Source organism: Vibrio sp. YMD68, from assembly GCF_029958905.1.
Classification (GTDB): Bacteria; Pseudomonadota; Gammaproteobacteria; order Enterobacterales; family Vibrionaceae; genus Vibrio.
Window position 1 is genome coordinate 3179995 of record NZ_CP124614.1, and the last position, 22543, is coordinate 3202537.

Annotated in this window: 13 protein-coding genes, 3 tRNA genes and 5 rRNA genes; 6 read left to right on the forward strand and 15 right to left on the reverse strand. The window is 46.1% G+C overall.

The genetic code is table 11. The annotated features are described in order from the left end of the window. Nucleotides 1–15 precede the first annotated feature (15 nt). A complete protein-coding gene (locus QF117_RS20555) occupies nt 16–648 on the forward strand; it encodes a DTW domain-containing protein (RefSeq protein WP_282387957.1) in 633 nt (210 codons plus the stop codon). Nucleotides 649–665: 17 nt separating this feature from the next. Here QF117_RS20555 and yigB read toward each other — a convergent pair whose 3' ends face one another. From yigB to QF117_RS20585, 6 genes are all read right to left on the reverse strand, one after another. After that, entirely contained in the window at nt 666–1379 is a 714-nt protein-coding gene (gene yigB / locus QF117_RS20560; protein WP_282387958.1) for a 5-amino-6-(5-phospho-D-ribitylamino)uracil phosphatase YigB, read from the reverse strand. Continuing rightward, complete coding sequence (xerC, locus tag QF117_RS20565; protein ID WP_282387959.1) at nt 1380–2312, reverse strand: tyrosine recombinase XerC; 933 nt, start codon at nt 2310–2312, stop codon at nt 1380–1382. Then, nucleotides 2281–2988: a DUF484 family protein gene (locus QF117_RS20570; protein WP_282387960.1), complete on the reverse strand. Its 708-nt coding sequence runs from the start codon at nt 2986–2988 to the stop codon at nt 2281–2283. The genes xerC and QF117_RS20570 overlap by 32 nt, the downstream gene beginning before the upstream one ends. An 88-nt stretch (nt 2989–3076) precedes the next feature. Continuing rightward, the gene (dapF, locus tag QF117_RS20575; RefSeq protein WP_282387962.1) at nt 3077–3907 is read right to left on the reverse strand and encodes a diaminopimelate epimerase; all 831 of its coding nucleotides are present in this window, start codon (nt 3905–3907) and stop codon (nt 3077–3079) included. A gap of 10 nt (nt 3908–3917) precedes the next feature. Continuing rightward, nucleotides 3918–5171 (reverse strand): diaminopimelate decarboxylase, encoded by a 1254-nt coding sequence (gene lysA / locus QF117_RS20580; protein ID WP_282387963.1) that lies wholly within the window; start codon nt 5169–5171, stop codon nt 3918–3920. Between the two features lie 56 nt (nt 5172–5227). Continuing rightward, on the reverse strand, nt 5228–5440 hold the full coding sequence (locus tag QF117_RS20585) for a lipoprotein (RefSeq protein ID WP_170746614.1): 213 nt from the start codon (nt 5438–5440) through the stop codon (nt 5228–5230). Here QF117_RS20585 and cyaY point away from each other — a divergent pair. Beyond that, the gene (cyaY, locus tag QF117_RS20590) at nt 5420–5734 is read left to right on the forward strand and encodes an iron donor protein CyaY (protein WP_282387969.1); all 315 of its coding nucleotides are present in this window, start codon (nt 5420–5422) and stop codon (nt 5732–5734) included. The two genes, QF117_RS20585 and cyaY, sit on opposite strands and share 21 nt — an antisense overlap. A gap of 55 nt (nt 5735–5789) precedes the next feature. On the opposite strand, the gene QF117_RS20595 is transcribed toward cyaY, so the two are convergent. Continuing rightward, a complete protein-coding gene (locus QF117_RS20595; protein WP_282387971.1) occupies nt 5790–8318 on the reverse strand; it encodes a class I adenylate cyclase in 2529 nt (842 codons plus the stop codon). A 344-nt stretch (nt 8319–8662) separates the two neighbouring features. Between QF117_RS20595 and hemC the strand changes: the two genes are divergently transcribed. Genes hemC through QF117_RS20615 form a run of 4 tightly spaced genes read left to right on the forward strand, consistent with a single transcriptional unit; the run spans nt 8663 to nt 12797 of the window. After that, nucleotides 8663–9601: a hydroxymethylbilane synthase gene (hemC, locus tag QF117_RS20600; RefSeq protein ID WP_282387972.1), complete on the forward strand. Its 939-nt coding sequence runs from the start codon at nt 8663–8665 to the stop codon at nt 9599–9601. 3 nt (nt 9602–9604) lie between these two features. Further along, the gene (locus QF117_RS20605) at nt 9605–10354 is read left to right on the forward strand and encodes a uroporphyrinogen-III synthase (RefSeq protein ID WP_282387973.1); all 750 of its coding nucleotides are present in this window, start codon (nt 9605–9607) and stop codon (nt 10352–10354) included. Then, on the forward strand, nt 10351–11616 hold the full coding sequence (locus QF117_RS20610; RefSeq protein ID WP_282387975.1) for a uroporphyrinogen-III C-methyltransferase: 1266 nt from the start codon (nt 10351–10353) through the stop codon (nt 11614–11616). Before QF117_RS20605 ends, QF117_RS20610 begins: the two co-directional genes overlap by 4 nt. Beyond that, nucleotides 11616–12797 (forward strand): heme biosynthesis HemY N-terminal domain-containing protein, encoded by a 1182-nt coding sequence (locus QF117_RS20615; protein WP_282387977.1) that lies wholly within the window; start codon nt 11616–11618, stop codon nt 12795–12797. Before QF117_RS20610 ends, QF117_RS20615 begins: the two co-directional genes overlap by 1 nt. A 493-nt stretch (nt 12798–13290) precedes the next feature. On the opposite strand, the gene QF117_RS20620 is transcribed toward QF117_RS20615, so the two are convergent. The 8 genes from QF117_RS20620 to QF117_RS20655 all read right to left on the reverse strand — a co-directional run bounded on the left by QF117_RS20620 (nt 13291) and on the right by QF117_RS20655 (nt 22238). Next, a tRNA-Asp gene (locus QF117_RS20620) sits at nt 13291–13367 on the reverse strand. Between the two features lie 64 nt (nt 13368–13431). Beyond that, a 5S ribosomal RNA gene (gene rrf / locus QF117_RS20625) occupies nt 13432–13547 on the reverse strand. 87 nt (nt 13548–13634) lie between these two features. After that, nucleotides 13635–16523: ribosomal RNA gene (locus tag QF117_RS20630) — 23S ribosomal RNA — on the reverse strand. Between the two features lie 360 nt (nt 16524–16883). Next, a tRNA-Ala gene (locus QF117_RS20635) sits at nt 16884–16959 on the reverse strand. Between the two features lie 43 nt (nt 16960–17002). Then, nucleotides 17003–17079 (reverse strand) — tRNA-Ile (locus tag QF117_RS20640). A gap of 66 nt (nt 17080–17145) precedes the next feature. After that, nucleotides 17146–18692 (reverse strand): 16S ribosomal RNA (locus QF117_RS20645). 452 nt (nt 18693–19144) lie between these two features. Then, nucleotides 19145–19260: ribosomal RNA gene (gene rrf / locus QF117_RS20650) — 5S ribosomal RNA — on the reverse strand. A gap of 89 nt (nt 19261–19349) precedes the next feature. After that, nucleotides 19350–22238 (reverse strand): 23S ribosomal RNA (locus QF117_RS20655). The 16S, 23S and 5S rRNA genes sit together here with 3 tRNA genes alongside, the layout of an rRNA operon. Between the last annotated feature and the right edge of the window lie 305 nt (nt 22239–22543).

Consider the following 22543-nt stretch of genomic DNA (forward strand, 5'->3'; position numbering starts at 1 on the left):
CAAACCATGATATCGATGAATAACAAAGTATCCGCATGCCAACCATGCGCATGTACACATTGTCACTTGTCGCTGCACTGTGTCTGTGATTTGATTCCAACGATTGAATCGCCCATCCATATTGCGTTGTTGATGCACGAGAATGAACTCAAGCGAGAGACCAACAGCGGTCAGTGGTTATTGGCAAGCTTAACCAAGTGTACTCAGCACACTTGGCGGCGTAACACGCCCAGCGAGTCGTTGCTTGAATTAATGAACCAACCGGGTATCGAGCCGATGCTCTTATTTCCCAATGACTCAAGCCGCTGCGTTTCACAGACTAGGCCTCATTGGAATCAAGAGAATAACAACAAAACACCACTGTTTATTATTTTGGATGGCACTTGGCAAGAAGCGAAAAAGATGGCGAACAAGTCACCTTGGCTTGCACAATGCCAAACCGTACATTTGTCTCCCAGTACACGTTCGAATTATCAATTAAGGCGTAATCAAGCCGAAGGGCATTTATGTACGTTAGAAGTCGGCGCAGAGCTGCTTCGACTGGCAGGCGCTGATCAAGCCTCTTCTCAGCTCACTGATTTTTTTCAGCACTATATGAAGGTTTATCACGCTGACAAATGCGGTCATCAATATAAGAGCGAAGACTAACCCGTGTTAGCCATCGGTTATAAGTCGAGTAAGGAATCCAGTCGGTTTATTTCAACATCGGGCAGGAGTCGGCTTCGCTGGTGGCGCATTAAGTCGGTATCTTGATCATTAAACCAACACGCCTGAAAACCACTATGTTTGGCACCGACTACATCTGTAATCAGATGATCACCCACATGCAAAATGTGCTTTGGGGCAACCTTCAAAAATTCTGAGGCTTTAACAAACAGGTCGTCTGCCGGTTTCGCCTTTCCATCTGGACCCGCTTTCAATACCAAAGAAAAATACGGATCGAGTGCAATCTTGTGAACATCAACATTCCCATTGGTGATCGCCACCAGCGGGTAACGCTGACTTAACAGAGTCAAAACTCGATGGGTTTCATCCGGAACTTGAAACTGACTGCGCAGCTCCAATACTTTGTCAATGGTCTCTGTCGCTGCCAGATCCGCTTGTTCGTCGCTATAACCAAGTAACTTGAGCCCCTGACTGATTTGAGTAAAACGCCAACGTGTCACGTCATGTTTCAGCATCGGATCGTTGATCATTACATCCTTTTTAACCTGTTGCCACCACGCTAATGATCGCTGAGCACTGATAGGATGATTCTGATGCAGCCATTGCGTGATTTTTCTCTCAACACGCAAAATCACCGGACGGTTATCATATAAGGTATCGTCAAGGTCAAACGTCATGGCTTGAATAGGCAATATACGGCGATAAAAGCGCATCTATTTTTTGTCCTTTTTCTTGGCTCTTGGATGGGCTTGATCGTAAGCCTGTGCAAGATGCTGAAAATCTAAGTGCGTATAGATCTGGGTCGTCGAAATATTTTCATGGCCCAATAATTCCTGCACTGCACGCAAGTTATTACTGGATTCAAGAACATGAGTCGCAAACGAGTGGCGTAATTTATGCGGGCTGATATGACTCGCTATGCCTTGTTTTTGCCCCCACTCTGCCATGCGCTTTTGCACATTACGATGGGAAATTCGCACGCCAGTCTTGGAAACAAACAGCGCTTTTTCATCGTTATTTGCCATGCTTGAACGGTATTTAAGCCATTGAGCAACCCATATCTTAGCTTCACCAGAAAAGGGGACTTTACGCTCTTTGTCTCCCTTACCGATAACTCGAATTTCACCCGCACTGGCACGAATATCTTTGATGTTAATGCTGACTAACTCCGCTAAGCGAAGCCCTGCACCGTACATCAACTCCATCATGGCACGATCGCGAACTGAAAGCGGATCATCGCCACTGTCGACGTCAAGCAACTGCCCGACTTCATCAACATCAAGATTTTTGGGTAAAGGTCGTTGCTTACGAGGTGCGGATACCCCTTTCGCAGGATTGGCACTGAGCTCACCGCGAAGAATGAGAAAATCGAAAAAGCTTCTTAAGCACGAAAGACGAGTCGCTAAACTGCTCGCTTTCATTCCATCTCTCATGCCTTTACTAGCAAGCTGCCTTACCCAAGCGGCATCGACATCGCGCCACTCAGTAAGATTCATCGCGCTCAGCTGCATCGCCATGGTTTCTAACTGCTGTTTATAGTTTCGTTGAGTATGCAGGCTTAGCCCTTTCTCGCTTCTAAGATATTCATAAAAGCGTTCTAAGGGCCGTTGTAAACTATGAGGAAGTGTTGCTGTAGGCTCGTTCATTATCGATCACTTGCCAAGGAAGAGTGCTGATTAAATGTGAGACTACCAAGCCTAGGTGGCGCAAAAACAAGGTATCCATATGAGGCTGAAAATGCCCACCATCATCGCTAGAGAAAACCAGAACGCCAAGGGTTTTGTCTTTTCCTAACGGAAGCACGACATAAGAACCCAGCTCAGGAGCGCGCGAATGTTCCCCTAACAACTCTAGCCGATCAACCTTACGTAAACGTCCTAAATAAGCGGGCTTACCGTTGAGGTGATTCAAAGAAAAACGTTGGATTTTTTCTTGGCTCGTCATGTACTTGGCCGCTTGGGCATCAGTCAATCGAACATACGCTTTTAAAGACAGTGCCTTGGCTTTCGTTTCAATCGCAGCAAAAACGCTATTCAGATCTTGGCATTTCAGCACTTGCTCTTGAAGATCCATAAACTCATGGAACGTATGGTCATTTTTAGCCGCTAGTGACATCAGCGTGGTGATTTCTTCTTCAAGCTCTTCAATGCGTTGGCGCTGCCTATTGAGCTGCACATGAACCAGAGACACCGCCCCTTGTTCTTGATGAGGCAATGAAAGGCGATCAACCAATGCTTTACGTTGCAAAAAGAAATCGGGGTTGTCTTTGAGATACTCGGCAACCACTTCAGCGGTTAACGTATCCGCTTCTATATGAGACAAAATCATTCCTTAATTAGCTGTTATGAGCTAAGTAATGCTTAGTTAATGAGTAAGAAGGCGTTAACAAAAGTGAGCCAACAAAACTGAATTAACAAGAAAGCTGACCATCAAAAACATGGGTCGCTGGGCCTGTCATATACAGAGGATGGCCTGGGCCTTGCCACTCAATATACAAAGAGCCACCAGGTAAATGGACCGTGACTGAGCTATCGAGCAACCCCTGAACAATCCCTACCGCAACCGCTCCGCAAGCACCACTGCCACATGCTTGGGTTTCACCAGCTCCGCGCTCATAGACACGTAATCGAACTTCATCACGGCTAATGACTTGCATAAAGCCTGCATTAACTCGCTCAGGAAAGCGCTCGTGGGATTCCAACAATGGCCCTAACCTGTCGACATCGGTCGTGTCGAGGTCATCGACGACAGTAACCACATGAGGATTACCCATGCTAACAGCGCCACAGAAGAGAGTATCTTCATCCGTACGTAAGATGTATGTCTTCTCGGTTTGCTTGGCTTTAAAAGGAATTTTGCTCGGTTCAAATACAGGTTCACCCATATTTGCCGTGACCTGATCATCCTCTTCAATCGCCAGTGTCATCTTGCCTTTCTTGGTACTCACATTCACCGTAAATTTATTAGTGAGACCTTTCATCCGCACAAATCTAGCGAAGCAGCGAGCACCGTTTCCGCACTGCTCAACTTCACTGCCATCCGCGTTAAAAATACGGTAATGGAAATCAGTTTCCGGATCATAAGGGGCTTCAACCACCAACAACTGGTCAAAACCAACACCAGTATGTCGATTCGCCAAGCGACGAATCAAATCTGGCGAGAAGAAAATATTTTGGGTAATGCAATCAACAACCATAAAGTCATTACCCAATCCGTGCATTTTAGAAAAATGGAAATGCATAGTACTACTGTTACTCCGGTAAGATGTTCTCTAAAGCCCAAAGACTAGACAGCTCTTCACGCTGACGAACTAAGTGCGTTTTATCACCGTCAACCATGACTTCTGCAACACGAGCACGTGTGTTGTAGTTTGATGACATAACAAATCCATAGGCTCCCGCGGAACGAATCGCCAGTAAATCGCCTTCAGCAAGCACCAAGCTACGGTCTTTACCTAAAAAGTCGCCCGTTTCACAAATCGGGCCGACAATATCATACGTCTTCGCTTCACCTTGTCTTGGAACCACTGGCACAATATCTTGCCATGCTTGGTAAAGCGCAGGGCGCATTAAGTCGTTCATTGCTGCATCAATAATGGCGAAATTCTTATGCTCGGTATGTTTCACAAACTCAACTTTGGTCAATAACACACCAGCGTTCGCAGCGATGGCTCGGCCTGGTTCAAAAATCAGCTCGAGATCAGGATGATTGCCTAAACGAGACAGAAGCGCTTTCGCGTAATCCGTCGGCTGTGGCGGTTGTTCATCTCGGTACACAACACCTAAACCACCACCCACATCAAGGTGGACAATATCGATGCCATCGGCTTTCAATTGATCAATTAACGTGAGTAATCGATCCGTTGCATCGATGAAAGGTTCAAGATCCGTCAATTGCGACCCAATGTGGCAATCAATGCCTTGGATATTGAGGTTCTCAAGACTTTGAGCAAATTTGTACACCGCAGGCGCTCTATCAAACGCGATGCCAAATTTGTTGTCGCGCAAACCTGTAGAAATATAAGGGTGAGTATTGGCATCCACATCGGGATTAATACGTAACGAAATCGGAGCAATCACTCCAAGCGACTGAGCCACTTTATTTAAACGCTCTAGCTCTGACTCCGATTCAACATTAAAACACTTGATCTCAAGCTCTAATGCACGCTTCATTTCCGCTTCAGTTTTACCAACACCCGAAAAAACTACTTTCTTTGGATCGCCACCAGCAGCGATAACGCGTTCAAGTTCACCCGCCGAAACAATATCAAACCCTGAACCAATACGAGCCAATGCGTTCAACACGCCTAGGTTGGAGTTTGCTTTTACGGCATAACAGACAAGATGCGGGTGATCACCAACAGATTTATCAAATGCGTTCCAATGGCGTTCAAGCGTTGCTCGTGAGTAAACATATAAAGGCGAGCCATATTGCTCAACTAAGCTCGTTAGCGCTGTATCTTCAGCCCATAACTGGCCATCATCCTGGTAGTTGAAATAATCCAAAGTGTTTTCCTTTCTAAATTAGACTGATCTTTCTTATTTATTGTGTTTGTTTTATTTTATTGAGCTTGTTCATTTTGTGGCGCTTCTTCTGGCATGTACAGTCCGCCAGTTTGCCCACACCCTGCAATGGTAAAAATAGAGAGCATAAAAAGTGCTACAATCGATTTTTTCATTTTGCATCTCGTGATTATTGATTCAATGCCCCCTATAATCGCACCACAGTCTAGAAAAGCAATAGGATAACAACGATGAACGATATGGAATTTCATCAACAGGTCGATTTACAAATACAGAGCATTGAAGATGCGATTGATGAATCAGGTGCAGATATTGATTTTGAAGCGTCTGGAAATGTGCTGACCTTAGAGTTTGATGATAGAAGTCAAATCATCATAAACCGCCAAGAACCGATGCATGAAATATGGTTAGCATCGAAATCAGGGGGGTTTCACTTCAAGTTTATCGATCAACAATGGATTTGCTCAAAGACCGGAATGGAACTTTTCACTATGGTAAAACAGGAATGTGAAAAGCACGCGAATGAAAGCATCGATTGGCCTTAGAGACAATTCTCAGGCTTTAAAGCAATAAAAAGAGTACGTAATGTACTCTTTTTATTTATGCATTAGCTACTCTCGATGGCTTGGAATAAGCCGTATTATCATTTCTATAAGGGACAACATAACAATCCCCTTCCTCTGGATGCACGATTTGATAGTACTGAGGCAAATTGAAATTAATGGCGTCACAGGACGCTAAGGTTTCATCTTTAGCGGAAGTATAAAAAGTATTGACGCTTGTAATCATGTCATCTTTTTCACCACTAAACTGATGGTAAACTTCGCTCAAGTTATTTTCGTCTAACACATAAATATTGAAGCCCTGATCGGTATCTTCAAAGAAAAATTGCACTAAGCCTTCACTCGCAAAGCCATCAATGACAACGGGCAGCTCACAATCTTGCTCTTTGTCGATCATCAATAGTGGAGAGCCATTGAGCTTATTGGTGGAAATACTCCGATAGAAATCGATAGAATTCTCTAATTTCTGAACGGAGACACCTCGTCTCTCAAAAAACAATCCATACATCTGCTGCCCAATACGCATCGCTTTGAATCGGCGGCGTTTTTCTTTTTCAATCGGCTTCAAACGTAAATCGATACACTCAGCAAGCAATTGGTATACGGTATTTCGAATCACACCACGAAAATTTTTGGCGTAACAGAAAACATCGACAGATTCCGGTGGTATCGCATCTTGATGCATTTTTCCTAACACGGTTTTCAGTGCATCTAAAATCGCCGTTTCGCCCTGAAAATGCAGAGTTCGTACTTCATGCCATGAATTACGATAAACCAAATCCACGCTGCCAATTAAGCTCTTCTGCTCTTTATCAAAGCTGAAAATATCAATATCTTTCATATCAACACGCATAGTCTTGGTGTTGATGTCCGCCGTGGGATCACTTTCAAAATTGATAAACATAGCCAACTGGCTAATTTCACATGGGCTTGCCAACGCTTGCATCGTTGGGCGACGTTTACGCAAAGAGAAGGTATTGCGCAGATCACTCACCATCTGATAGAACTTATCAATGTCTAACTGAGCTTTACGAACAACCGAGTGCAAACGGGTCGATTCGGTAATCATTCCATTAAAGAATGCCCATGCCACTAACTTACTGAGGTATTCATGATGCTCGAGGTTTGGCTGACCTATAATACGATGCGGTATTAATGGCTGCTTATACAAATACCAACCGGGTAAATTGGAATGACTGTTTTGAACTTCAATGAAGGTTAAATCCGGTTCATGTAAATCAGGAGAAATCTGCGGATTAAGTAATGTCACCTTACCTGGAAGCACTTCGAATGCGGCGTAGAGCTTACGAGCCAAGATACTAATATCTTGAGGGCTAATGGCTGAGGTAATGTCATTTTTTCGAGCGAACTGAATCAGGTTTCGATAGCTGAGCATTAGAGCATCAAGCAAGGCATGATGCACAACCTTGATCTGCTCTACTTTCCAATGGCGACGATCATCGAGTTCAGTAATCACGTCCGAACCCCAATTCCAATGCTTCGTCATGTCAGCGAGAGCTTCACGACGCCACGCTACAGAACCGACACCAGCTTCTCTAGAGAGCTTTTCATGTGTTTTTAAATAAAAGCAACGTCGTACCAGATCCAACCGCGATTCATCGCCGATTCGCTCTAGGTAGCGCGTCACTTTCTCAAGCATCAAATAATAAGCATCCATCCCATACAAATCGGGCTCATCAGCAAAGAAACGTCGCTTAGTATCGAGACTTAATAATTGCGTATTTGGGTATTCCCATGAATATGCTTCAAGCAATATCGCTTTAAGTACCGACTTATAGGGAGAATCAATACTTTTATATAACTGCCACAAGTTTGAGCCAAAATACTCTTCTGCCGGAATGCGATTAAGTTTGCCAAAGTTGATCCACTCACTGCAGTCAATACCACCGCGAGCACAAAGCTGTTTTACATAATCGTCGTAGCACTCTTCCATTTCAGGAGGAACGATTTGCCACAACAATCGCTGCCCCGCGAGACGAACAGCTGAACGATAAAATTCATCAAGAAGAAGTAAATGTTGAGAGGAGCCACAGTTGTCACCGGTCATCTCTTCAGAGTGGTTATGCTTAAACCGTGTTTCATCCATCAAAAAGAAGTTAGCTTCAATACCCTGAGTTTTAGCCCAATCGGTAATACTTAAACACTTATTCGTCAGGGTTGCTCTATGCTCGGCTGTCATATTGGGTGAAATACACACCCATATATCTAAATCACTCGACGTGCTCTGGCCAATAGAAGATGTGCTGCCCATGGTATACAAACCCAAAATAGCAGGCGCATTAGAGGTTTTTAATGAGTGATTAACTGTCTTTTCAGTGTCTTCAATGTATTGACGTTGACTATCCGAGGCTTCAAAAGAGAGAATGCCGTGTGGCGCTTCACCGCCTGAATAACCTGGAATAATAGGGTGGTCAAAATGAAAAAGAAGCGGGATAAGGTTAAATACACGCTGACCTTGCAGATCCATTAGCGCCAGCGCACGCTCAATGCGTTGCTGGTTCAAGCGGTCTAATCGTTGGATTAAAGTCTGTGTATAAGCCTGCAAGGGTGTTTCCTTGATTGAATTATAGTGTTGTGTTTCGTTCATCTTTCGAGCAAACCACAATAACAAAACGTGATCAATCTAACACTTTTTATTGATTTGGTAAAGAATTGAACCGAGTTCAAACAAAAAAGCCATTTCTGCATCTTCGATTTCTAATTTTTACCTAGTGTCGTAGTTAACTCGCATTCCTAACAATAGGTCACATCACAAATGCGAGATATCTCACATAATTTTCAGCTAATTGTACCATCTCATCCCCAATTTTATAACCAAGTGATCTAGTAGTAATACTTTCAGAATGGGAGTGGTAGGATTAAGAAAAATATCAATCGACGAAGACACCTATGACCCATAACACCCCGATTCGTATCGCCACTCGAAAAAGCCCTCTTGCACTTTGGCAAGCCTATTTCGTTAAAGACGCTCTTCAGTGTGCTCATCCCGGCCTTGAAGTCGAGCTCGTTACCATGGTGACCAAAGGCGATATTATCCTTGATACACCATTGGCCAAAGTGGGGGGCAAAGGGTTATTTGTGAAAGAACTTGAAGTCGCGATGCTAGAAGGGCGTGCTGACCTCGCGGTACACTCAATGAAAGATGTGCCTGTTGATTTTCCGGACGGCCTGGGTCTTGTCACTATTTGTGAACGTGAAGATCCAAGAGATGCGTTTGTCTCCCATCACTACGCGAGTATTGAAGAACTCCCACAAGGTGCGGTTGTCGGTACCTGCAGTCTACGCCGTCAATGCCAACTACTTGAAGCTCGACCTGATCTTGTGATCAAAGAACTGCGCGGAAATGTTGGAACGCGATTGGGGAAATTAGATGCCGGTGATTACGATGCCATCGTTCTTGCAGCAGCAGGATTAAAACGCTTGAATCTTGAAGAGCGTATTCGCAGTTTCATTGAACCAGAGCAATCGTTACCTGCGGTAGGGCAAGGTGCGGTTGGAATTGAATGTCGCTTGGATGATGAGCGACTGATTAAACTGTTGGAGCCTCTTAATCACGTAGACACGGCAGATCGAGTTCTATGTGAGCGCGCAATGAATCTAACGCTTGAAGGTGGCTGTCAGGTCCCAATTGGTAGCTATTCACTGCTTGAAGGCGACAATATTTGGTTGCGTGCCCTTGTTGGCGAACCTGATGGTTCAAAAATGGTACGTGGAGAGATCCGAGGCCCAAGAGCACAAGCAGAGCAGTTAGGTGTTCAATTAGCCCATCAATTGCTCGATAATGGCGCAAAAGAAATCCTTTCAAAACTGTACGCTGAGCACGAATAATTTATGGCGGTATTGGTCACTCGCCCTGAACCTCAAGGGCTTCAGCTATGCCAGCAGCTATCGGAGGTGGGGATTTCAGCGCTCCACCATCCACTGATTACTATCATCCCTGTCCCACAGATTTTTGACCAAATAAAGCACCTAGATAGCTTTGATATTGTCATCGCTGTCAGTCAGCACGCGGTAGACATAACTCATCAAGCTTTACTCAACAACTCAAAATCTTGGCCCACTCATCCGACCTATATTGCTGTCGGTCAAAAAACAGCACAGATTTTAAGCAAACTCGCCCAACAAAAAGTACACTACCCGAAGGTTGGTGATAGTGAACATTTATTGGCGCTACCGCCTCTCCAATCTATTCAGAGCAAACGTATTGTTATTCTGCGCGGTGACGGTGGACGTGAGCTCATTTACGACACATTAAAAACACGTTTAGCCCAAGTGGAATACCGAGAGGTCTATCAGCGGAATTACATTGATTTTCAATCCGATACTTGTGTTTCTAATTGGCAGAAACAATCTATTGATACCTTAGTGATTACAAGCTCTGGGCAATTGAATTTCTTCGCTTCTCAAATAGATCCAGCCTATCGCGGTTGGTTGTACCAACTTCAGCTGCTGGTACCAAGTGAACGAATAGCAAGCGACGCACAACGATTAGGGTTTAACTCAGTCACGAATACCGGTAGTGCTTCAAACCGCGATTTAGTGGCTGCTCTACAGCTTAAAAAACAGGACTATAAGCAATGACAAGCAAAAAAAATAATGAGCATATTGAACCTGAAAAACAAACAAAATCAGACACTAGTGATACCAGTCTGAAGAATACAAAACAGGCTATTGAAGCTTCAGAAAAACCGCCAGAGCCTCAAACACATCAAGGGGCATCAAGTTCCGAGAAGAGCGTTGAAAAGAGTGATAGTAAGTCAGACGCAATCAAGCGCACTCAAACCAGTCAAAAAGCGAAACCAACGGATCAGCCACCAGTGAAAAACGCCCGTAAGCTAAGCATAGCTGCCATCATATTATCCCTGCTAATTGGTGGAGTGCTTTCCTTTAAGATTCAACAGCAGAACGAATCCAATCTCGCTCAAATTGACGCATTAAAGAACCAATTAGCACAATCGAAATCAGAGTTCTCACAACAAGTGGCAGCAGCCCAAAAAGAAACTATCAATCAAGCTTCTCAAATAACGAATAAAGCTGAAGTCTTATTGAATCAGCAGCAAAAAAGCATTGAGAGTTTACAAATGGCTCTTGCCGACATGAAAGGTCGTCGACCAAATGATTGGTTGCTAGCGGAAGCCGATTACTTGGTCAAACTGGCAGGGCGCAAATTGTTTCTAGAGAAAGACGCCGTCAGTGCAACTCATCTAATGGAAAGTGCCGATCAAAGTATCGCCTCTCTGAATGATCCAAGTTTAGTTCCGCTACGAAAGGCGATAGCCACTGACATTACCCACCTAAAGTCGATACCGATAGTGGATCGTGATGGTCTTGTTCTTCGCCTAACCTCATTACAAAAACAAGCGGACACATTACCTCTTGCCAATGCCATTCTTCCTGAAGCGGAAGTTCAAAAGGCACCCGTTGTCTCAAAAGATATCTACGAGTGGCAAGACAATCTAATGACGTCACTTAAAGATTTTTCTGAGAATTTCATAACGTTCAGAACTAGAGATGGCAACATCATTCCTTTGCTATCACCACAGCAAGATTTTTATTTAAGAGAAAATATAAAAGCTAAGTTGGAAACTGCGATTAAGGCCACCTACGCAGAACAAGAAGAGGTCTATAACACCGCATTAATCACCGCTCATCAATGGTCGAGTGCTTTTTTCAACGCCAACGATAACACGGTTAAAGAGTTCAACGCAGCCCTCGAGCATTTATCAAAGCAAAACATTCAGGTAGATTATCCAGGGAAGCTAGCCACACAAAATATTCTGTCCGATGTCATTACAGAGCGTTTACGACGTGAAGTCGCCCCTCTCGTTACGGAGGATAAATAATGTTTCGTTCGATTTTCCTATTCGTAACCTTAGGCATAGGCCTGTTTATTGGAACTCAGTATTCAGGACAACAAGGTTACGTACTGATATCTATTGCGGATAAAACCATTGAGATGAGCGTTACTACACTGGTTATTTTCGTCATCGTAACTCTAGCGGCGCTGTTCTTTTTAGAATTTTTGATTAAAAAAGCACTAAGAGCAAGCTCAACAACCTGGAACTGGTTCAGTGTGAGAAAGCTAAAACGCTCAAGGCGCTTGACCAACGAAGGCATCATTAAATTACTAGAAGGTGATTGGAAAAGTGCTGAGAAGAAGGTGACTCGATGGGCCAATCATCATGATATGCCGTTACTCTGCTATTTGGTCGCGTCGGAAGCCGCACAAGGGCTAGGAGATAAAACAAAGCGCGATCATTACTTGGCTCTAGCCAGTGAACAAGAAAACGCCCATTTGGCGGTTGAACTGACGAAAGCCAAGCAGCAAGTAAGAGAATCAGAATACGAACTGGCCTTTAATACACTTTCAAACCTTAAAGCGGATTATCCAAACAATACCATCATCCTCAATCTGCTTAAGACCGTCTACTTAGAACTTAAGCTATGGCAACCGCTGCTTGAACTTCTCCCAAAGCTGTCTAAAAACAAACTGCTTGATACTGAAGAACAAAAGCAGATTGAACAGAAAGCACAATGCGGATTGCTCAGTGATATCGCCGCACAAAAAGGCAGTGAAGGGTTAATTTATCATTGGGATAAGTTACCTAAGAAATCCAAAGCAGATACTCATCTTATCGGTTGTCTTATTAAGCAACTTATTGTCCGAAAAGCCGATAATCAAGCTTATACCATATTGAAAGAAGCGTTAAAGAAACAACCTACACCCGATCTTTATGCGTTGCTACCCGACATCAACTTGTCAGACTCGCATCCTCCAATTCAATTACTATTGGGAACCCTTAAAAAAGATTCCAGCAATGCTAGCGCACATAGTGCCTTAGCTCAGTTCTATCTCAGAGAAGCGAACTGGCGAGAAGCTCAAACGCATTTAGAAGCTGCATTATCCCTACGATCTAATATTTCAGACTACGCTTATCTTGCTGATGCATTGGAGAAACAAGATATGTCTAAAGCCGCCCATGAGGTATCAAAGAAAGCATTGATGCTAGTGAATAATTCGTAGCGACAAAGAATTTATTTGTAACCGTATGCCGACTGATATGTCGGCATTCTTTTACCCAAAATACCTGGTTGTAGGCTTTGAAAAACCATCTGTAAAACACCCCTTGGTCCAGTACTATAAATCTCTTTGATCAGATATCTAGAGCGAGCGAGAAAGGCAATCATACGTGAGTTGAAATTGATGCTTCTAGCTGAAATGGCGACGGTAATGCGAGCGCATGCCATCAAAGGTCCACAGTACTCACTTGAACTCGAGCCTATAGAACAAGTTTGACGTTGGTTGTGGTAATACTATCCAGAGAGGCAAAACCTTATAATTATAACGGTATTGTTTCCAAGGTCAGTCACACTTGAGGGGCGTTTCATGAGCCCAGAGAGCGGGCCTGGAACAGGTTACAAAAAAGTTGATATATGTCTGATCAGTTGATTTTCTGGTTAGTATGATTCAAACGTAAAAAAGCCCAAGTCTTTCGACTTGGGCTTTCTCAATATAATGGCGGAGTGGACGGGACTCGAACCCGCGACCCCCGGCGTGACAGGCCGGTATTCTAACCAACTGAACTACCACTCCGCAGTGGCAACTTGCTAAGCAAGTGTCCATCTGTTTCTAAACGCTGTCTAGAAACGAAATTAAAGCCTGGCGATGTCCTACTCTCACATGGGGAAGCCCCACACTACCATCGGCGCTACTGCGTTTCACTTCTGAGTTCGGCATGGGATCAGGTGGGTCCGCAACGCTATGGTCGCCAAGCAAATTCTTAATTCGGAAAACTGATTATAAAAGTTCAATCACACATTCAATGTTCTATTTGAGCCCACAAAACCCCTTGGGTGTTGTATGGTTAAGCCTCACGGGCAATTAGTACAGGTTAGCTCAATGCCTCGCAGCACTTACACACCCTGCCTATCAACGTTCTAGTCTTGAACAACCCTTTAGGGCACTTAAAGTGCCAGGGAAGACTCATCTCAGGGCTCGCTTCGCGCTTAGATGCTTTCAGCGCTTATCGATTCCGAACTTAGCTACCGGGCAATGCCACTGGCGTGACAACCCGAACACCAGAGGTTCGTCCACTCCGGTCCTCTCGTACTAGGAGCAGCCCCCTTCAATCTTCCAACGCCCACGGCAGATAGGGACCGAACTGTCTCACGACGTTCTAAACCCAGCTCGCGTACCACTTTAAATGGCGAACAGCCATACCCTTGGGACCGACTTCAGCCCCAGGATGTGATGAGCCGACATCGAGGTGCCAAACACCGCCGTCGATATGAACTCTTGGGCGGTATCAGCCTGTTATCCCCGGAGTACCTTTTATCCGTTGAGCGATGGCCCTTCCATTCAGAACCACCGGATCACTATGACCTGCTTTCGCACCTGCTCGAATTGTCATTCTCGCAGTCAAGCGGGCTTATGCCATTGCACTAACCACACGATGTCCAACCGTGTTTAGCCCACCTTCGTGCTCCTCCGTTACTCTTTGGGAGGAGACCGCCCCAGTCAAACTACCCACCAGGCACTGTCCGCAATCCCGATAAGGGACCAACGTTAGAACATCAAACGTACAAGGGTGGTATTTCAAGGTTGACTCCACTCCATCTAGCGACGAAGTTTCAAAGTCTCCCACCTATCCTACACATGTAGGTTCAATGTTCAGTGCCAAGCTGTAGTAAAGGTTCACGGGGTCTTTCCGTCTAGCCGCGGGTACACTGCATCTTCACAGCGATTTCAATTTCACTGAGTCTCGGGTGGAGACAGCGTGGCCATCATTACGCCATTCGTGCAGGTCGGAACTTACCCGACAAGGAATTTCGCTACCTTAGGACCGTTATAGTTACGGCCGCCGTTTACCGGGGCTTCGATCAAGAGCTTCGACCGAAGTCTAACCCCATCAATTAACCTTCCGGCACCGGGCAGGCGTCACACCGTATACGTCATCTTACGATTTTGCACAGTGCTGTGTTTTTAATAAACAGTTGCAGCCACCTGGTATCTGCGACTCCTAGTAGCTCCATCCGCAAGGGACTTCACCGCCAAGAGCGTACCTTCTCCCGAAGTTACGGTACCATTTTGCCTAGTTCCTTCACCCGAGTTCTCTCAAGCGCCTTGGTATTCTCTACCCGACCACCTGTGTCGGTTTGGGGTACGATTTCTTATAATCTGAAGCTTAGAGGCTTTTCCTGGAAGCATGGCATCAATGACTTCACCACCGTAGTGGCTCGACATCGTATCTCAGCGTTAAGAAAGTCCGGATTTACCTAAACTTTCCGCCTACGTACTTGAACCTGGACAACCGTCGCCAGGCCCACCTAGCCTTCTCCGTCCCCCCATCGCAATTATAAGAAGTACGGGAATATTAACCCGTTTCCCATCGACTACGCCTTTCGGCCTCGCCTTAGGGGTCGACTTACCCTGCCCCGATTAACGTTGGACAGGAACCCTTGGTCTTCCGGCGAGGGGGTTTTTCACCCCCTTTATCGTTACTCATGTCAGCATTCGCACTTCTGATACGTCCAGCAGCCCTTACAGACCACCTTCAACCGCTTACAGAACGCTCCCCTACCCCGCATACAAAGTATGCAGCCGCAGCTTCGGTGTATAGCTTAGCCCCGTTACATCTTCCGCGCAGGCCGACTCGACTAGTGAGCTATTACGCTTTCTTTAAATGATGGCTGCTTCTAAGCCAACATCCTAGCTGTCTAAGCCTTCCCACATCGTTTCCCACTTAGCTATACTTTGGGACCTTAGCTGGCGGTCTGGGTTGTTTCCCTCTCCACGACGGACGTTAGCACCCGCCGTGTGTCTCCCGGATAGTACTTACTGGTATTCGGAGTTTGCAAAGGGTTGGTAAGTCGGGATGACCCCCTAGCCTTAACAGTGCTCTACCCCCAGTAGTATTCGTCCGAGGCGCTACCTAAATAGCTTTCGGGGAGAACCAGCTATCTCCAGGTTTGATTGGCCTTTCACCCCTAGCCACAAGTCATCCGCTAATTTTTCAACATTAGTCGGTTCGGTCCTCCAGTTGATGTTACTCAACCTTCAACCTGCCCATGGCTAGATCACCTGGTTTCGGGTCTAATCCTAGCAACTGTACGCCCAGTTAAGACTCGGTTTCCCTACGGCTCCCCTAAACGGTTAACCTTGCTACTAAAATTAAGTCGCTGACCCATTATACAAAAGGTACGCAGTCACCCAACAAGTGGGCTCCTACTGCTTGTACGTACACGGTTTCAGGTTCTATTTCACTCCCCTCACAGGGGTTCTTTTCGCCTTTCCCTCACGGTACTGGTTCACTATCGGTCAGTCAGTAGTATTTAGCCTTGGAGGATGGTCCCCCCATATTCAGACAGGATATCACGTGTCCCGCCCTACTCGATTTCACTGATTATGATGTGTCGGTTACGGGGCTATCACCCTGTATCGCGAGACTTTCCAGACTCTTCACCTGCATCATTAAAAGCTTAAGGGCTACTCCAATTTCGCTCGCCGCTACTTTCGGAATCTCGGTTGATTTCTACTCCTCCGGGTACTTAGATGTTTCAGTTCCCCGGGTTTGCCTCGTTGTGCTATGTATTCACACAACGATACGTGCTTATGCACGTGGGTTTCCCCATTCAGAAATCCCAGACTCAAACGGTTATTACTACCTAATCTGGGCTTATCGCAAGTTATTACGTCTTTCATCGCCTCTGACTGCCAAGGCATCCACCGTGTACGCTTAGTCACTTAACCATACAACCCCAAGAGGTCTTATGTATGGTAAACAACCAAGGTGTAATTTGTCTCTCATTATTTGAATGAGCGAGAGACATCAGTTTGTCTCACTTTAAAAAGTGACATCAAACTGCGATTTTGCCGGACTCAAATATAAACGAACATGACAAGTCATGTTGTTTCCAAGAACACTTGAATGTGTGTTGGTACCTAGTCTCTAAAAGAGAATAGGATTTGAGAACTTTTATTTGAACAACAACCAATCAAGTTGTTGTTCGTCAGCTTTCCAAATTGTTAAAGAGCAGATTCATTTCTTATGAAAGAAAAAAACCATTTTTAAAAACACTCAACTTTTTTCAAAGTAAATGCACTTAAAGATGGTGGAGCTATGCGGGATCGAACCGCAGACCTCCTGCGTGCAAGGCAGGCGCTCTCCCAGCTGAGCTATAGCCCCAAAAACTTAATGCTTTAAAGCCAACCCTTTTTGGGAAAAGAATTGGTGGGTCTGAGTGGACTTGAACCACCGACCTCCCGCTTATCAGGCGAGCGCTCTAACCAGCTGAGCTACAGACCCAGCATTAAACTCTTAACGTATTAAACATATCAATCTGTGTGGGTACTCATCGTGAAAATCATCGTATAAGGAGGTGATCCAGCCCCAGGTTCCCCTAGGGCTACCTTGTTACGACTTCACCCCAGTCATGAACCACAAAGTGGTGAGCGTCCTCCCCGAAAGGTTAAACTACCCACTTCTTTTGCAGCCCACTCCCATGGTGTGACGGGCGGTGTGTACAAGGCCCGGGAACGTATTCACCGTGACATTCTGATTCACGATTACTAGCGATTCCGACTTCATGGAGTCGAGTTGCAGACTCCAATCCGGACTACGACGCACTTTTTGGGATTCGCTCACTATCGCTAGCTTGCTGCCCTCTGTATGCGCCATTGTAGCACGTGTGTAGCCCTACTCGTAAGGGCCATGATGACTTGACGTCGTCCCCACCTTCCTCCGGTTTATCACCGGCAGTCTCCCTGGAGTTCCCACCATTACGTGCTGGCAAACAAGGATAAGGGTTGCGCTCGTTGCGGGACTTAACCCAACATTTCACAACACGAGCTGACGACAGCCATGCAGCACCTGTCTTAGAGCTCCCGAAGGCACACCTGCGTCTCCGCTGGCTTCTCTAGATGTCAAGAGTAGGTAAGGTTCTTCGCGTTGCATCGAATTAAACCACATGCTCCACCGCTTGTGCGGGCCCCCGTCAATTCATTTGAGTTTTAATCTTGCGACCGTACTCCCCAGGCGGTCTACTTAACGCGTTAGCTCCGAAAGCCACGGCTCAAGGCCACAACCTCCAAGTAGACATCGTTTACGGCGTGGACTACCAGGGTATCTAATCCTGTTTGCTCCCCACGCTTTCGCATCTGAGTGTCAGTATCTGTCCAGGGGGCCGCCTTCGCCACTGGTATTCCTTCAGATCTCTACGCATTTCACCGCTACACCTGAAATTCTACCCCCCTCTACAGTACTCTAGTCCAACAGTTTCAAATGCAGTTCCGAGGTTGAGCCCCGGGCTTTCACATCTGACTTATTGAACCACCTGCATGCGCTTTACGCCCAGTAATTCCGATTAACGCTCGCACCCTCCGTATTACCGCGGCTGCTGGCACGGAGTTAGCCGGTGCTTCTTCTGTCGCTAACGTCAAGAGATAAGCGTATTAAACTTACCCCCTTCCTCACGACTGAAAGTACTTTACAACCCGAAGGCCTTCTTCATACACGCGGCATGGCTGCATCAGGCTTTCGCCCATTGTGCAATATTCCCCACTGCTGCCTCCCGTAGGAGTCTGGACCGTGTCTCAGTTCCAGTGTGGCTGATCATCCTCTCAGACCAGCTAGGGATCGTCGCCTTGGTGAGCCATTACCTCACCAACTAGCTAATCCCACCTAGGCGTATCCAATAGCACAAGGCCCGAAGGTCCCCTGCTTTGCTCCAAAGAGATTATGCGGTATTAGCCATCGTTTCCAATGGTTATCCCCCTCTACTGGGCAACTTCCTAGGCATTACTCACCCGTCCGCCGCTCGTCAGCAAAGAAAGCAAGCTTTCTTTCTGTTACCGCTCGACTTGCATGTGTTAGGCCTGCCGCCAGCGTTCAATCTGAGCCATGATCAAACTCTTCAATTTAAAGTTTTGATTCCCTAAATAAATAGGGCTCGGCTCAACGAATACTGACTTCAAAACTAGGATTTATCCGAAGATAAACCTGTAATTCTAAAGCTATTACCATTCCAACAGAATAGTAATGAATTGACTGTGCTCTTTTTGGTTTTCACTTTAAAAAGTGAAATCAAACAGCTCAAAGCTGTACCAAATTGAATTGGTCACTCAGTTCATTGAAACCAAAGTTGTTTCCGAAGAAACTGTTTTTACCTAGGTAAAAACATATTGGATTTTCATCAACGAGTGCCCACACAGATTGATAGGTTTAAATTGTTAAAGAGCGTTGCTTTTCAAGGCCTTAACCTCTCAAGCGGATGCGTATAATACGCTTTTGACTCTGTAAGTCAACATAATATTCTAAGTTATTACTTAAAAAACTATGTTGACTCGTCTCATCGAGACAAGTCGGAATTAAAGCCTGGCGATGTCCTACTCTCACATGGGGAAACCCCACACTACCATCGGCGCTACTGCGTTTCACTTCTGAGTTCGGCATGGGATCAGGTGGGTCCGCAACGCTATGGTCGCCAAGCAAATTCTTAAATTCGGAAAACTGATTATAAAAGTTCAATCACACATTCAATGTTCTATTTGAGTCCATCAAAACCCCTTGGGTGTTGTATGGTTAAGCCTCACGGGCAATTAGTACAGGTTAGCTCAATGCCTCACAGCACTTACACACCCTGCCTATCAACGTTCTAGTCTTGAACAACCCTTTAGGGCACTTAAAGTGCCAGGGAAGACTCATCTCAGGGCTCGCTTCGCGCTTAGATGCTTTCAGCGCTTATCGATTCCGAACTTAGCTACCGGGCAATGCCACTGGCGTGACAACCCGAACACCAGAGGTTCGTCCACTCCGGTCCTCTCGTACTAGGAGCAGCCCCCTTCAATCTTCCAACGCCCACGGCAGATAGGGACCGAACTGTCTCACGACGTTCTAAACCCAGCTCGCGTACCACTTTAAATGGCGAACAGCCATACCCTTGGGACCGACTTCAGCCCCAGGATGTGATGAGCCGACATCGAGGTGCCAAACACCGCCGTCGATATGAACTCTTGGGCGGTATCAGCCTGTTATCCCCGGAGTACCTTTTATCCGTTGAGCGATGGCCCTTCCATTCAGAACCACCGGATCACTATGACCTGCTTTCGCACCTGCTCGAATTGTCATTCTCGCAGTCAAGCGGGCTTATGCCATTGCACTAACCACACGATGTCCAACCGTGTTTAGCCCACCTTCGTGCTCCTCCGTTACTCTTTGGGAGGAGACCGCCCCAGTCAAACTACCCACCAGGCACTGTCCGCAATCCCGATAAGGGACCAACGTTAGAACATCAAACGTACAAGGGTGGTATTTCAAGGTTGACTCCACTCCATCTAGCGACGAAGTTTCAAAGTCTCCCACCTATCCTACACATGTAGGTTCAATGTTCAGTGCCAAGCTGTAGTAAAGGTTCACGGGGTCTTTCCGTCTAGCCGCGGGTACACTGCATCTTCACAGCGATTTCAATTTCACTGAGTCTCGGGTGGAGACAGCGTGGCCATCATTACGCCATTCGTGCAGGTCGGAACTTACCCGACAAGGAATTTCGCTACCTTAGGACCGTTATAGTTACGGCCGCCGTTTACCGGGGCTTCGATCAAGAGCTTCGACCGAAGTCTAACCCCATCAATTAACCTTCCGGCACCGGGCAGGCGTCACACCGTATACGTCATCTTACGATTTTGCACAGTGCTGTGTTTTTAATAAACAGTTGCAGCCACCTGGTATCTGCGACTCCTAGTAGCTCCATCCGCAAGGGACTTCACCGCCAAGAGCGTACCTTCTCCCGAAGTTACGGTACCATTTTGCCTAGTTCCTTCACCCGAGTTCTCTCAAGCGCCTTGGTATTCTCTACCCGACCACCTGTGTCGGTTTGGGGTACGATTTCTTATAATCTGAAGCTTAGAGGCTTTTCCTGGAAGCATGGCATCAATGACTTCACCACCGTAGTGGCTCGACATCGTATCTCAGCGTTAAGAAAGTCCGGATTTACCTAAACTTTCCGCCTACGTACTTGAACCTGGACAACCGTCGCCAGGCCCACCTAGCCTTCTCCGTCCCCCCATCGCAATTATAAGAAGTACGGGAATATTAACCCGTTTCCCATCGACTACGCCTTTCGGCCTCGCCTTAGGGGTCGACTTACCCTGCCCCGATTAACGTTGGACAGGAACCCTTGGTCTTCCGGCGAGGGGGTTTTTCACCCCCTTTATCGTTACTCATGTCAGCATTCGCACTTCTGATACGTCCAGCAGCCCTTACAGACCACCTTCAACCGCTTACAGAACGCTCCCCTACCCCGCATACAAAGTATGCAGCCGCAGCTTCGGTGTATAGCTTAGCCCCGTTACATCTTCCGCGCAGGCCGACTCGACTAGTGAGCTATTACGCTTTCTTTAAATGATGGCTGCTTCTAAGCCAACATCCTAGCTGTCTAAGCCTTCCCACATCGTTTCCCACTTAGCTATACTTTGGGACCTTAGCTGGCGGTCTGGGTTGTTTCCCTCTCCACGACGGACGTTAGCACCCGCCGTGTGTCTCCCGGATAGTACTTACTGGTATTCGGAGTTTGCAAAGGGTTGGTAAGTCGGGATGACCCCCTAGCCTTAACAGTGCTCTACCCCCAGTAGTATTCGTCCGAGGCGCTACCTAAATAGCTTTCGGGGAGAACCAGCTATCTCCAGGTTTGATTGGCCTTTCACCCCTAGCCACAAGTCATCCGCTAATTTTTCAACATTAGTCGGTTCGGTCCTCCAGTTGATGTTACTCAACCTTCAACCTGCCCATGGCTAGATCACCTGGTTTCGGGTCTAATCCTAGCAACTGTACGCCCAGTTAAGACTCGGTTTCCCTACGGCTCCCCTAAACGGTTAACCTTGCTACTAAAATTAAGTCGCTGACCCATTATACAAAAGGTACGCAGTCACCCAACAAGTGGGCTCCTACTGCTTGTACGTACACGGTTTCAGGTTCTATTTCACTCCCCTCACAGGGGTTCTTTTCGCCTTTCCCTCACGGTACTGGTTCACTATCGGTCAGTCAGTAGTATTTAGCCTTGGAGGATGGTCCCCCCATATTCAGACAGGATATCACGTGTCCCGCCCTACTCGATTTCACTGATTATGATGTGTCGGTTACGGGGCTATCACCCTGTATCGCGAGACTTTCCAGACTCTTCACCTGCATCATTAAAAGCTTAAGGGCTACTCCAATTTCGCTCGCCGCTACTTTCGGAATCTCGGTTGATTTCTACTCCTCCGGGTACTTAGATGTTTCAGTTCCCCGGGTTTGCCTCGTTGTGCTATGTATTCACACAACGATACGTGCTTATGCACGTGGGTTTCCCCATTCAGAAATCCCAGACTCAAACGGTTATTACTACCTAATCTGGGCTTATCGCAAGTTATTACGTCTTTCATCGCCTCTGACTGCCAAGGCATCCACCGTGTACGCTTAGTCACTTAACCATACAACCCCAAGAGGTCTTATGTATGGCAAACAACCAAGGTGTAAACTCGTTGTCTCATTATTTGAATGAGCGAGACAACATTTCGATTTTGCCGGACTCAAATATAAACAATCATGACGAGTCATGTTGTTTCCAAGAACACTTGAATGTGTGTTGGTACCTAGTCTCTAAAAGAGAATAGGATTTGAGAACTTTTATTTGAACAACAACCAATCAAGTTGTTGTTCGTCAGCTTTCCAAATTGTTAAAGAGCAGATTCATTTCTTATGAAAGAAAAAAACCATTTTTAAAAACACTCAACTT

What these genes read in the sequence shown, in the direction of transcription:
- QF117_RS20555 (WP_282387957.1), top strand. Translation starts at nt 16, where the DNA reads ATGAATAACAAAGTATCCGCATGCCAACCATGCGCATGTACACATTGT.
- yigB (WP_282387958.1), bottom strand. Translation starts at nt 1,379, where the DNA reads ATGCGCTTTTATCGCCGTATATTGCCTATTCAAGCCATGACGTTTGAC.
- xerC (WP_282387959.1), bottom strand. Translation starts at nt 2,312, where the DNA reads ATGAACGAGCCTACAGCAACACTTCCTCATAGTTTACAACGGCCCTTA.
- dapF (WP_282387962.1), bottom strand. Translation starts at nt 3,907, where the DNA reads ATGCATTTCCATTTTTCTAAAATGCACGGATTGGGTAATGACTTTATG.
- cyaY (WP_282387969.1), top strand. Translation starts at nt 5,420, where the DNA reads ATGAACGATATGGAATTTCATCAACAGGTCGATTTACAAATACAGAGC.
- QF117_RS20585 (WP_170746614.1), bottom strand. Translation starts at nt 5,440, where the DNA reads ATGAAATTCCATATCGTTCATCGTTGTTATCCTATTGCTTTTCTAGAC.
- hemC (WP_282387972.1), top strand. Translation starts at nt 8,663, where the DNA reads ATGACCCATAACACCCCGATTCGTATCGCCACTCGAAAAAGCCCTCTT.
- QF117_RS20605 (WP_282387973.1), top strand. Translation starts at nt 9,605, where the DNA reads ATGGCGGTATTGGTCACTCGCCCTGAACCTCAAGGGCTTCAGCTATGC.
- QF117_RS20610 (WP_282387975.1), top strand. Translation starts at nt 10,351, where the DNA reads ATGACAAGCAAAAAAAATAATGAGCATATTGAACCTGAAAAACAAACA.
- QF117_RS20615 (WP_282387977.1), top strand. Translation starts at nt 11,616, where the DNA reads ATGTTTCGTTCGATTTTCCTATTCGTAACCTTAGGCATAGGCCTGTTT.